11 protein-coding genes are annotated in these 12,489 nt (G+C 62.5%); 3 read left to right on the top strand and 8 right to left on the bottom strand.

Translation table 11 applies throughout. The features are described from left to right. The first annotated feature begins 22 nt into the window (after window positions 1-22). Window positions 23-994 carry a type II secretion system F family protein gene (locus tag NDB2M4_RS07860; protein ID WP_072372764.1) on the top strand — a complete coding sequence of 324 codons (972 nt, stop codon included), beginning with the start codon at window positions 23-25 and terminating at the stop codon, window positions 992-994. A 40-nt stretch (window positions 995-1,034) separates the two neighbouring features. On the opposite strand, the gene NDB2M4_RS07855 is transcribed toward NDB2M4_RS07860, so the two are convergent. After that, window positions 1,035-2,189, bottom strand: a complete 1,155-nt coding sequence (locus NDB2M4_RS07855; protein ID WP_072372761.1) for a tetratricopeptide repeat protein — start codon at window positions 2,187-2,189, stop codon at window positions 1,035-1,037. A 126-nt stretch (window positions 2,190-2,315) separates the two neighbouring features. Beyond that, entirely contained in the window at window positions 2,316-2,978 is a 663-nt protein-coding gene (locus tag NDB2M4_RS07850; protein ID WP_072372758.1) for a glutathione S-transferase family protein, read from the bottom strand. Window positions 2,979-3,084: 106 nt separating this feature from the next. Between NDB2M4_RS07850 and NDB2M4_RS07845 the strand changes: the two genes are divergently transcribed. Together NDB2M4_RS07845 and NDB2M4_RS07840 are read left to right on the top strand one after the other, a co-directional pair. Further along, window positions 3,085-4,521 (top strand): leucyl aminopeptidase family protein, encoded by a 1,437-nt coding sequence (locus tag NDB2M4_RS07845; protein WP_083556026.1) that lies wholly within the window; start codon window positions 3,085-3,087, stop codon window positions 4,519-4,521. Further along, complete coding sequence (locus NDB2M4_RS07840; RefSeq protein WP_072372755.1) at window positions 4,518-5,441, top strand: C40 family peptidase; 924 nt, start codon at window positions 4,518-4,520, stop codon at window positions 5,439-5,441. The genes NDB2M4_RS07845 and NDB2M4_RS07840 overlap by 4 nt, the downstream gene beginning before the upstream one ends. Here NDB2M4_RS07840 and NDB2M4_RS07835 read toward each other — a convergent pair. From NDB2M4_RS07835 to NDB2M4_RS07810, 6 genes are all read right to left on the bottom strand, one after another. Beyond that, entirely contained in the window at window positions 5,438-5,905 is a 468-nt protein-coding gene (locus NDB2M4_RS07835) for a hypothetical protein (protein WP_072372752.1), read from the bottom strand. The genes NDB2M4_RS07840 and NDB2M4_RS07835 overlap by 4 nt on opposite strands. 67 nt (window positions 5,906-5,972) lie before the next feature. After that, complete coding sequence (locus NDB2M4_RS07830) at window positions 5,973-6,614, bottom strand: glutathione S-transferase family protein (protein WP_072372749.1); 642 nt, start codon at window positions 6,612-6,614, stop codon at window positions 5,973-5,975. Between the two features lie 29 nt (window positions 6,615-6,643). Continuing rightward, entirely contained in the window at window positions 6,644-8,281 is a 1,638-nt protein-coding gene (locus tag NDB2M4_RS07825; protein ID WP_072372746.1) for an ABC transporter ATP-binding protein, read from the bottom strand. Between the two features lie 9 nt (window positions 8,282-8,290). Next, entirely contained in the window at window positions 8,291-9,442 is a 1,152-nt protein-coding gene (locus NDB2M4_RS07820; protein WP_072373401.1) for an ABC transporter permease, read from the bottom strand. A 77-nt stretch (window positions 9,443-9,519) separates the two neighbouring features. Continuing rightward, window positions 9,520-10,638, bottom strand: a complete 1,119-nt coding sequence (yejB, locus tag NDB2M4_RS07815) for a microcin C ABC transporter permease YejB (protein ID WP_072372744.1) — start codon at window positions 10,636-10,638, stop codon at window positions 9,520-9,522. A 10-nt stretch (window positions 10,639-10,648) separates the two neighbouring features. Continuing rightward, complete coding sequence (locus NDB2M4_RS07810; protein WP_348533037.1) at window positions 10,649-12,484, bottom strand: extracellular solute-binding protein; 1,836 nt, start codon at window positions 12,482-12,484, stop codon at window positions 10,649-10,651. Window positions 12,485-12,489: the final 5 nt, after the last annotated feature.

Below are 12,489 nucleotides of genomic sequence, written 5' to 3'. Positions count from 1 at the left end.
CACGCGTTCGAGGTACACGGCCATGGATCTGATTCAGCTTTTCACCGACCCGACGTTCCTCGTCACCATTCTGGTGGCGATCTGCGCATTTGCGACGGTGCTGACGATTGCCATGCCGATCCTTGCTGAGGATCGCATGAACCAGCGCATGCGCACGATGGCCGTCGATCGCGACAAGATGCGGGCAGAGCGCATGGCGGAAATGGCAGCCCGCGACAAGCAGGGCCGGCTGCGGCGGACCCCGACCGGCTACATGCAGCAGATCGTCGATACCCTCAACCTGCGCAAGATGCTTGATACCGAGGACTTGCGCGACCGTTTAAAGCGTGCGGGCTTGCGTGGGCAGGCGCCACTGGTGGCGTTCATGTTTTTCCGCGTCGCTGCGCCTTCCGTGTTTTTTCTGGTGGCAGCGTTCTACTTATTCGTGCTTGGCGTGGTCAATTATCCTGCGACCGTCAAGCTAATGATGTGCATCGCAGCGGCGTTCCTCGGCTCCTATGCGCCGAGCATCTTTATCGAGAACCTCATTCAGAAACGCCAGCAGTCGATCCGGCTGGCATTTCCCGACGCGCTCGACATGCTGTTGATCTGCGTGCAATCAGGCATGTCGGTCGAGGCAGCATTCGGCAAGGTGTCGAAGGAAGTTGCGAACCAGTCGCTCGAGCTCGCGGAAGAGCTGAGTCTGACCACCGCGGAGCTGTCATACCTTCAGGACCGCAGGCAGGCGTTCGATAATCTTGGCAAGCGCACTGGTTTGCCGGGCGTGAAAGCGGTAACGACAGCGCTGGTGCAGGCGGAGAGGTACGGCACGCCAGTTGGGCAGGCGCTACGCGTGATGGCGAAAGAAAACCGCGAGATCCGTCAGTCGGAGGCGGAGAAGAAGGCTGCTGCGCTGCCGCCGAAGCTTACCGTGCCGATGATCTTGTTCTTCCTGCCGGTGCTGTTCGTGATCATCCTGTTTCCGGCGGCGATCCGATATTTCCAGTGGCAGTGAGACGGCTTGCACTGACCGGCCCCCGCGGCAGGTCGTGCGGCTATCTCTTTATCTGGGCGACCACGGAGTTTTTATGCTCCGGCTCCTTGGCAGGCGTCTCTGCAGTGGCATCGTCCGCTACGGCAAATTGCGCCGCCATTTCCGAGACCGACAGAATCTTTGGATGAGCCGAGGACGGTGCGGCGGCGACGGCTGCCGGCGCTACCGGCTCCGAAACTACCCAACCGTGGTCATTGGCGGCGGCAGGATCGCTCACGGGCGTGCTAGAGAGGCGAGCGACGTTCTCGACGGGTACCGCGTCGACCGTGGGCAACTGGGCGATCATCTTGGATTCAGTGTTCCATTGCGCCGGCTCAGAGTCGGGCACCGACTTTGGATCGAGCTGCACCACCTGACGCAGATAGTCGGCGTTCTCGGTGGCGTTGTTCATGGGCATGTCGCGTGCGGCGACGAGCTTGGCTTCGTCGTACTTGCCTCTCAGGCCGAGCACGAGAGCAAGGTTCTGGCGAATGCGCGGTGAGGTGTCGTCGGAGGCGGCGGCCTGGCGCAACATCGTTTCGGCTTTGCCGGCGTCGCCGTTCATTGCGTAGGCGAGCGCGAGGTTGCTCATGACCGACGGCTGGTCCTGCGAGAGGACGCGGGCGCGCTCGAAGTATGGAATGGCGTCATCATACTTGCCTTCCTTGGCAAGGGCGGCGCCGCGCGCGGAGATGACTCGCCAGTCCGGGCGCGCCGGGTCGTCGGCAACCGCGAGAAGCTGCTTGGCGACCGACACCTGGCCGAGATCGAGGGCAAGGCGACCATATTCGCTGGCAAGCTCACGATCTTGTCCGTGATAGATCGAGGCCTGTTGCAGCACCACCAAAGCGCGGCGCTTCTCACCCATCGCTTTAAGATTGCGGGCGTAGCTGAGAGCGGGCTGAAGGTCGCGCGGGTTTTTGGCGTAGATCTGCCCCCAATAATCGGTGGCCTTGAGAAGCTCAGTGCTGACGCCGCCCGAGGCTGCGGGGTCTTGCGCCTGGGGCGCGGGAGCAGGGGACTTCTGGGGAAGAGCGGCCGTCTGGTCGCTATTGGCGACCGAAAACAGTCCGGTCGAAGTCTTGAGCGTCTGGCCGCACGCGCCAAGCATCAGCGAGGCTGCGAGGGCGGCAATTGTTCCGCCCTGGCGGAGCCGGCGGGGCGAAGAGATCAGCATTTAAGTCTCCCTGACAGTCAAGCGAGACGGGTTCGCCCCGAATCTCTGTCCTTTGACCGTCAGGGTGTGAGACAGTTCTCAATAAACGATTAAGCCTCGCTAAGAGTACGTTAAGGGCCGCGATGGCTATGGCGCGGCGGCCACTTGAGCCTCGGCGCCGGCGATCCATTCGGACATTTCCGGCATCGCGAGAATGGCGTCGACGTAGGCCGCGGCGGTACCGTCATCGCCGAAGCGTGCAAGGTCGGGAATGTAAGTGCGGAAGCGCGAGGCGACTGGCGCATACATCGCATCGGCGGCCGTGAAGCTGCCGAACAGGAATGGGCCACCGCTTCCGTACTGTGACCGGCACTCGCGCCAGAGCGCTACGATGCGCCGGACATCGGCTTCGACATCCTCGGGGACGGGATCGAGGGGTGCCACGGCAAGGATATCCATGGAACAGGTGCGGCGCAGGGGCATGAAGCCGGAGTGCATTTCCGCTGCCGCACAGCGGGCGCGAGCGCGGGCCTGAACGTCGGCGGGCCAGAGAGCCTTCTCGGGGTGCCGATCTGCCAGGTATTCGAGGATGGCGAGGCTATCCCAGACTGGAAAATCGCCGTCGAGAAGCAACGGGACCATGCCGGAAGGGCTGAATTTCAGGATTTCGGCTTTGGAATCAGGTTGCCGGAGGCGAACGTTAATCTCCTCGAACGGTAGCCCCAACCGGCGCATGGCGAGCCAGGGCCTAAGGCTCCAGCTAGACCAGCTCTTGTTGCCGATGACCAAGCGGTAGCGTTGTCCGGTCATGCTCTTGCCTTGCCCTCTGTGATCTTGTCTTGTGCCCACGAGTCGATCGGGGTCCCCTATTAGATGCCCGATCAGGTCATGGCTTGCCAGCAGCGAGCAGCAACAGATGAACGACGAAACATTGCCGCGCGAACTCGCCTCCGGGGAAGACATCTTCGTCGCGGATGGGGCGGGCGGAATAGAGATCCCGATCTTCGCGGTTGGCCAGGACATGGCGGTGGAGGGCCTTCCGCTTTCGCCTGAACAGCTGAACTGGATCAAGGCCGTCGGTTTCAAAGGGGCAGCAAAGCAGCAGACGTTGGTGCCCGGGCCGGACGGCGGCATCGCGGCGGTTTTGCTGGGACTTGGCGGCGGGACCTGCGGGGAGCCATCGGGCACATCGGAACTGCTTCTGGGGCTACTGCCGCAGTCTTTGCCGTCGGGCAGCTATCAGCTTTCGCTGCCGGCTCAGGATCCGACGCTCGCGGCTATCGCCTGGGGCCTCGGCAGCTACCGTTATGGCCGATACAAGACGAAGTGCGGAGGTCCCCGTTGTGTCAGCCTGCGCCTGCCGGAAGGCGCGGACCGTTCGCTGGTGCTCGGCACTATCGAGGCGGTGCGGCTGGGTCGCGATCTGATCAACACACCGGCATCTGATCTTGCACCTGCGGACATCGAGGCGGCAGCGCGCGAGCTGGCGCTGAGGCACGGCGCGCAGATCGATGTGACGGTGGGCGACGATCTGCTCGCTCAGAATTTTCCGATGATCCATGCAGTGGGCCGTGCGAGCCCGCGGGCGCCGCGGCTGATCGACATGCGGTGGGGGCGTGAGGGCGCGCGCACGGTTACGCTGGTCGGCAAGGGCATCACGTTCGACACGGGCGGTCTCGATATCAAGCCGCCGAGCGGCATGCTGCTGATGAAAAAAGACATGGGCGGTGCGGCCACGGTGCTGACGCTGGCGCACATGATCATGTCGCAGAAACTCGATGTGCGTCTGCGGGTGCTGATACCGACGGCGGAGAACAGCATCTCGGGCGATGCGTTCCGTCCGAGCGACGTTCTGAATTCGCGTGCCGGGATTACGGTAGAGGTCGGCAACACAGACGCAGAGGGGCGACTGGTGCTGGCCGACGCGATCGCTCTGGCCGACGAGGAGGCACCACAGTCGCTTTACGTGTTCGCGACGCTGACAGGTGCAGCGCGCAGCGCGCTCGGTCCCGACCTGCCGGCAATGTTCACCAACGACGATGTGTTCGCTGCCGATATGATGAGCGCGTCGGTTGCGATCGGCGATCCGGTGTGGCGCCTGCCGCTGTGGGCGGGATATGATGCGAAGCTTGAAAGCTCTGTGGCCGACATGAACAATGTGTGGGACACGCCAATGGCCGGCTCGATCACCGCCGCGCTGTTTCTGAAGCGTTTCTCGACGAAAGCGCAGCGCTTTGCACACTTCGACATTTATGGCTGGCGCCCGTCAGCGGGGCCTCTGGGTCCTCGCGGAGGTGAGCCGCAAGCAGCGCGTGCTCTCTATGCGATGCTGGCAAGGGAAGCTTGCCAATGAGCAATAGCGACGAGGACGTGAGCATTGCAAGCGCGCCGGCGGCGACGCCGCGGCTCGATCCGCGACGAAATCCGTTCCGTCCTGATCTCGCGGCTGAAAGCCTTTACGGCAAGGTGAGCGTGCCGCGCTACGTGGAAGGATTTCCAGGGCAGGTGGTGCGCGCCTCAGTGCCGTTGCGCAGCCGCCCGACCGCGACCTTCGGGTTCGAGACCGAGGCGCTGTTCGGCGAGCGCGTGACTGTATACGACGAACGCGACGGCTGGGCGTGGGTGCAGCTCGATCGCGACAAGTACGTCGGCTATGTGCCGTCGGAGGCGTTGTCGCCGGAAATCGAGGAGCCGACGCACAAGGTGCGTTCGCTCGGTACGTTCGTGTACCCAGTGCCGGATATCAAATCGCCGCCGTTGATGCACCTCAGTCTCAACGCGGAATTGAGTGTCGTCGAGGGCGATGATCGCTTCGTGATGCTGAAGGGTGGCGGGTTTGTCGTCAGCCGACACGTAGGCGAAATCGGTAGGATCGAGCCGGATTTCGTGGAAATCGCCGAACGCTTCATCGGCACGCCGTACCTATGGGGTGGGCGCACGCGGCTTGGCATCGATTGCTCGGGACTGGTGCAGATGTCTTTGGCGGCGGCGGGCATTGTGGCTCCGCGCGATACGGACATGCAGCAGGCCGAGGTGGGTACGCTGGTGGAAATTCCAGACGTGCTCGAGGGCATGCAGCGCGGTGATCTCATTTATTGGAAGGGACACGTCGGCATCATGGCCGATAGCGTCACCCTCGTTCACGCCAACGCGCATCATATGCAGGTTGCGGCGGAGACGCTGCCGGAGGCTATCGAACGCATCGCCAAGCTTGGTGCGGAGATCGCTGCAGTGAAACGCCTGCCGGGGCTGTCGGCAAAATCAACTGCCTAGCGGCGGTAGGGAAGGAAGCGCTTTTCGCGTAGCTCGGTGCCGTCATCGTCGAGGGTCGGTGCACGCAGGTCCCAGGCGCCGCGGGTTTCCTTCCAAATTGCCCCGCCTGGCAGCATGACGATGGTTTCTACGGCGCGCTCGAGGCCGGTAAGCCGGCTGATCCAATGCCGCTGTACGATCGAACCGTCGGCCACCGCGTTGGCAAGGGGTACGATCCACTCGAAGGTTTCGATGGGCCGGCTCTCGTAGGTTTCGCCAGCGATCGACAGATCATAGTTCTGGTCGGCGTGCAGGATCAGTTCGAACGGGCAAGCGCTGGCAACCATCGGGGCAACGTCGATGCGCCAGAAGTCGCTCGTCTCGGTTTCCTCTATGCGCGCGGCGTCCGCGACGGAGGGTGCCCAGTATCGCAGGGCAGTGATCGTCGATTGAAGCCGTGAGCGGAAGACGTCGTCAGGTAGCATCGTTCCAGCGGGGCTGATCGCAGATGGCAGCTACGATGCCGCAAACCAACCCGGAGCGGAACCACTTTTACGCGGTTATCTGCTGCTCGATGGACGCGTCGTAGGCGAGCTGCCGCTGCAACGCGGGTCGCTGGTTCAGCAAATCAACGTACGCGACGAACTCGGGAAGGTCGGGCAGGAGCTTGAATTGAATGCCCCAACGTAGCGCAGAGCCGATGACGATGTCGGCGGCCGTGAAGCGCTCGCCGAGCAAATATGGCGATGCCTTTGCTACGGCGTCGCGCACCACGGAAATCACAGTGTCATAGTCGGCCCAGCCGGACGTGGTGCGCGGTGCGGCTGTGCGGCTGAGCGCCTTGTCGATCATGACCGGCTCGATGCAGCTCGGGGAATAGAACAGCCATTTGAGATAGGGGCCGCGCAGTGGATCGTGCACGGCGGGGGCGAGCCCGGCTTTGGGATAGGCGTCGGCCAGGTAGCAGCAGATGGCGGAGACTTCGCTGACGATGGTATCGCCGTCGACAAGGGTGGGCACTTTTCCCATCGGGTTGATGGCGAGGTATTCAGGCTTGCGCTGATCGCCCTTTTGCAGTGTCAGCAGTTCGATGGAGAACGGCTCGTCCAGCTCTTCCAGCATCCACAGCGCCATGGCGGCGCGGGTGCGTGCGGCGTGATAAAGCTTCAGCTTGGCGTTCTGCACTAGCGGCATGGAATCCTCCGGGAGGCAACTGAGCCTATTCAGCCGGCAAGCACGTTCGCGTGCTCGACGGAGATGTTGAACGCCGCGGCGAACAGGGCCTTGGTGTAGTCTTCCTTCGGGTTAGCGAAGACCTCCGCGGCGGCGCCTTCCTCTACGACCTTTCCGTTGCGCATGACGACAACATAGTTGCACAACGCGCGGATGACTTTCAGGTCGTGGCTGATGAAGAGGTAGGCGAGATCGCGCTTCTTCTGCAGGTCGCGCAACAGGTCGACGATCTGCGCCTGCACCGACATATCGAGTGCGCTGGTCGGCTCGTCGAGCATGATGAACGGCGGCTGCAGCACCATGGCGCGGGCGATGGCGATGCGCTGGCGCTGGCCACCGGAAAATTCGTGCGGGTAGCGATCCTGCGCATCGGGGTCGAGGCCGACTTCCTTCAACGCGGTGCTGACCCGCGCGCGGCGCTCGGCGGCGCTGAGCTCGGGCGCCTGGATGGTCAGACCTTCCTCGATGATCTGGCCGACGGAGAGACGCGGCGAGAGCGAACCATATGGGTCCTGGAAGACGATCTGCATGTCTTTGCGCAAGGGGCGCATGTCGCGGCTGGTGAAGCCGTCGATGCGCTTGCCCATGTAGACGATGGGCCCTTCGGAGGAGATCAGACGCAGGATTGCAAGGCCGAGGGTGGTCTTGCCGGAGCCGGACTCTCCGACGACGCCGAGTGTCTGACCTTTGCGCAGCTTGAGTGAGAGCCCATCGACTGCCTTCACGTAGTCGACGGTTCGACGCATGAGGCCGCGCTTGATCGGGAACCAGACCTTGAGATTTTCAGTCTCGACGACGACCGGCGCGCTGTCGTTGGCGGGAGGCGGGTCGCCCTTAGGCTCGGCGGCGAGAAGCTGCTTGGTGTAGGCGTGGCGAGGCGCTGTGAAGATTTGCTCGGTCTCGCCTTCCTCGACGATGTGGCCGCTCTTCATGATGTAAACGCGCTCGGCCATTTTGCGCACGATGCCGAGGTCATGGGTGATGAGCAGCATCGCCATGCCCATCTCGCGCTGCAGCTGCTTCAGCAGCTCGAGGATCTGCGCCTGGATCGTGACGTCGAGCGCTGTGGTGGGCTCGTCTGCAATCAGCAGGTCTGGCTCGTTGGCAAGCGCCATGGCGATCATCACGCGCTGGCGCTGGCCTCCGGACAATTGATGAGGGTAGGCGTCGAGGCGCTGCTCGGGGTCGCGGATGCCGACCTTGTGCAGCAGCTCCAGCACGCGGGCGCGCACAGACTTCTCGTCCATGTGCTTGTGGATGCGCAGCACCTCGCCGACCTGCCGCTCAATGGTGTGGAGCGGATTGAGCGAAGTCATCGGCTCCTGAAAGATCATCGAGATGCGATTGCCGCGCACGCGCTGCAGTTGCTTCTCGGAGAGCTTGAGCATGTCGCGGCCCTCGAACCAGATCTCGCCGGCGGGGTGCGAGGCGGACGGGTAGGGCAGCAGGCGCAGGATCGACAGGGCGGATACGGTCTTGCCGGATCCGGATTCGCCGACGAGGGCGACGGTCTCGCCCTTGCCGATGCGGAACGAGACATCTTCGGCGGCGATGGCGGTGCCGCGCGCGAATGCGACCGACAGGTCGCGGACGTCAAGCAGGGCGCGATGATAATTGTGCGCTGTCATCGCGGTCTCCTAACGGAACGTCTTGCGCGGGTCGAGCGCATCGCGCACGGCCTCGCCGATGAAGATGAAGAGCGACAGCATGATGGCGACGGAGAAGAACCCGGTGAGGCCGAGCCATGGGGCTTCGAGGTGGCGCTTGCCCTGAAGCAGCAATTCACCCAGCGACGGCGATCCGGGCGGCAGGCCGAGGCCGAGGAAGTCTAGTGCGGTCAGCGCGGCGACGGCGCCGGATAGCTGGAAGGGCAGGAAGGTGAGCGTCGCCACCATGGCGTTCGGGAGCATGTGCTTCCACATGATCTTGCGGTGCGACAGGCCGAGCGCACGAGCGGCTTTGACATACTCGAAGTTGCGCGCGCGCAAGAATTCGGCGCGCACGACACCGACGAGGTTCACCCATTCGAACAGCAATAAGATGCCGAGCAACGTCCAGAACCCGGGGATCAGCACCGAGGAGATGATGATCAGCACGAACAGCGATGGCACGGACGACCAGACTTCAAGGAAGCGCTGGAAGATGAGATCGGTCTTGCCGCCGAAGTAGCCCTGTACGGCGCCCGCCGTGACGCCGATCATGGCGGAGAGGACGGCGAGCAGGAGGCCGAACAGCACCGAGATACGGAAGCCGTAAATCACGCGGGCGACGATATCGCGTCCCTGGTCGTCGAGGCCGAGCCAGTTGGTGTTGCCGAACGCGTTGAAGCGGGCGAGCTGATCGGGCGGGGCATCGCACAGCGGCAGACTCGAGGCCCAGGGCGGCGGGGCCGGATAGCCGAGACAAAGCCCGTCGGACGACTTACGGCCCGGGTAGTCCTTGTTGATCGTGTCGTAAGAATAGCGGATCGGTGGCCAGATAGCCCAACCGTTGGCGTTGATCTCGTCAAGGATCACCGGGTCCTTGTAGTCGGTGACGGCGAGGAAGCCGCCGAACTTCTCTTCCGGGTAATCGACGAGCACCGGAGACAGCCACTCGCCCTTGTAGCTGACGAGCAGCGGGCGATCGTTGGCGATGAATTCGGCGAACAGCGACAGCGTGAAGATGACGAGGAAGATGCACAGGCTGCGATAGCCGCGCCGGTTGGCCTTGAAGTTGGCGAAGCGGCGCTGGTTGAGCGGCGAGAGCTTGTCGGTGGAGGGCATCCGCCGGCGCAGCCATTCTGGCATCTGCGCGCGATGTTCTTCCTCGGGCGGTGGCTGCGATTGCGGCAGCGGCGTTTCGAGAGCTCTCAGATCGTCCATCGCTAGACCTCCCGGCTCTCGAAGTCGATGCGGGGATCAACGAGCGTATAGACGAAGTCGGAGACGATGTTGAGCAAAAGGCCCATCAGCGAGAAGATCCAAAGCGTGGCGAAGACCACGGGATAGTCTCGCTTTTCGATCGACTCGAACGACAGGAGGCCGAGACCGTCGAGCGAGAAGATGGTCTCGATCAGCAGGGCGCCGGAGAAGAACGCCGAGATGAAGGCGCCGGGGAAGCCGGCGATGATCAGCAGCATGGCGTTGCGGAAGACGTGCCCGTAAAGCACGCGACCTTCAGTGAGGCCCTTGGCGCGTGCGGTGGTCACATACTGCTTGCGGATCTCGTCGAGGAACGAGTTCTTGGTGAGGAACGTCATGGTCGTGAATGCGGTCAACGACATGGCGATGATAGGCAACGTCAGATGCCAGAAGTAATCGACGACTTTGCCGAACAGGGAGAGCTGATCGAAGTTGTCGGAGGTCAGCCCGCGCGAGGGGAACCACTGGACGAAAGCGCTGCCAGCGAATAGCACAAGCAGCAGCACGGCGAAGAGGAAGCCGGGCACGGCGTAAGCAATGACCAGGATGGTGCTCGACCAGGTGTCGAAGGGCTCGCCGTCGTGCACGGCTTTGCGGATGCCGAGCGGGATCGAGATCATGTAGGAGAGCAGCATCATCCACAGGCCGAGCGATATGGAGACGGGCAGCTTTTCCTTGATGAGCTGCAATACCGAGACGTCGCGGAAGTAGCTCTTGCCGAAGTTGAAGGTGAGGTAGTTCTTCATCATCAGGTAAAAGCGCTCGTACGCGGGCTTGTCGAAGCCGAACTGCTTTTCGAGGCTCTTGATGAATTCGGGGTCGAGGCCCTGGGCGCCGCGGTACTTCGAGGTGATGGCGTCGGCGCCGCCCTGACCCAGTGCTGCCTGATTGCCGCCGGAGAGCGTTTCGCTACCGCCGCCGCCGATGCGGGAGACCAGGGATGAGTCATTGCCGCTGAGCTGAGCGATGATGCGATCGACGGGGCCGCCTGGTGCAAACTGAATGATGATGAAGCTGATCAGCATGATGCCGAATAGCGTCGGGATGATCAGCAGCAGGCGCTTGAGGAAGTAGGCGACCATGGTGCGGGGCTCAATTCTGCTTCAGCTTGGCGGCTTTGTCGGGATCGAACCACCAGGTGTCGATGACGCCCTCGTCGTATTTGGGCATGACGGCTGGACGTGAAAACTTGTTCCAGTACGCAACGGTATGCACGGGCTTATACCACTGCGGCACCCAGTAATTGCCGGCGCGCAGTACGCGATCCAAGGCGCGGGCGGCTATCGTTAGATCGGCGCGCGTCTTCGCTTCTATCATCTTTGTCATCAGAGCGTCGACAACGGGATCGGAAATGCCGGAAAGATTGAAGCTCCCATCCATCTTGGCCGCGTCCGATCCCCAGTAGGATTTGACCTCGACGCCGGGCGTGAGGCGCAGCGAGTAACGCTGGATCGCCATGTCGAAGTCGAAGCTCTTGATGCGGCGCTCGTATTGCGCGGGGTCGATCATACGCAGACTGGCGTTGATGCCGACGCGTTTCAGATTGGCGACGTAGGGCAGGATGATGCGCTCGAAGCCGGATTCGAAGCTGAGGATCTCAATGTCGAGCGGCTTGCCTCCGGCGCCGTAGCCGGCAGCGGCGAGAAGATCGTGAGCTTTCTTGAGGTTGTCGCGGTTGCGCCCTGAACCATCGGTGGCGGGCGGCGTATAGGGTTCGCCGAAGACTTCGGGGGGGAGCTGTTTGCGATAGGGTTCGAGTAGCACCAGCTCCTCGGCGCTCGGCGGGCCGACGGCCTTCATGTCCGAATTTTCAAAGTAGCTCTGCGTGCGCGTATAGAGCTCGAAGAACAGGTTCTTGTTCGACCATTCGAAGTCGAAGGCGAGATCGAGGGCTTTGCGTACGCGCGGGTCTTTGAACTTGTCGCGCCGCATGTTGATGAAGAAGCCCTGCGCGCCGGACGGGCGGCCATCGGGCAGTGTCTCGCGGACGAGGCGGCCTTCTTTGATCGAGGGGATGTTATAGGCAGTCGCCCAGTCGATAGAGGTGAACTCCTCGCGATAGTCGAAGTTGCCGGCTTTAAGGCCTTCCAGCTCCAGCGTGCGGTCGCGATAGTATTCGTAGCGCAGCTCATCGAAATTGAAGCGGCCGCGGTTCACCGGCAAGTCCTTGGCCCAATAGTCGGGGCGGCGCTTGTAGGTGACGTATGTACCCGGCTTGTAGTCGGCGATCGCGTAGGGACCTGAGGCGAGCGGTTTTTCGAGCGAGCTCTGATCGAATGGGTGTGCGGTGTAGAAGGCTTTTGACAGCACCGGCAGCTCGGCGACGACGAGGGGCAGGTCGCGCACGAGATTGCCTTTGAATGTGTAGCGTACGGTGTGCGGATCAACCGCTTCGGCCTTCTCAACGTCGCGTAGCGTGAGCTGATAGTTCGGATGGCCTTTTGATTTCAGCGTCTCGAACGAGAAGACCAAGTCGTCGGCGGTGACGGGCGTGCCGTCAGCGAACTTTGCTTCGGGGCGGAGCTTGAAGACGACCGACATTTTGTCAGGGGCGAGGTCAGCGCTTTCCGCGATGAGGCCATAGACCGCGTCGGGTTCATCGACAGCGCGGGCCATCAGGCTGTCGAACAGATACTCGAGGCCCTGGGCAGCGTCGCCCTTGAGAATGAAGTTGTTAAAACTATCGAAGGTGGTGCGGCTGGCCGTGCCGATCATGGCGAGGCGGCCACCCTTGGGGGCGTCCGGATTTACATATTCGAAGTGCTTGAAGTCGGCCGGGTACTTCAAGTCGCCGAAAGCCGAAAGGCCATGGCGGGGTTCGGCCGTTGCCTTGGAGATGAGGGCCCCCGGGGCGATGACCCCGGAGGCGAGAGCGGCTGCGGCGAAGGCGAGTGTGGCGAAGCGGGTGAGCATATCGGGCTGTCGCACCGGTC

It is taken from the genome of Hyphomicrobium sp. NDB2Meth4 (genome assembly GCF_900117445.1).
Lineage (GTDB): Bacteria > Pseudomonadota > Alphaproteobacteria > Rhizobiales > Hyphomicrobiaceae > Hyphomicrobium_A.
Note: the sequence above shows the minus strand (reverse complement) of the source record. Positions and strands in the feature narration are given on the sequence as shown.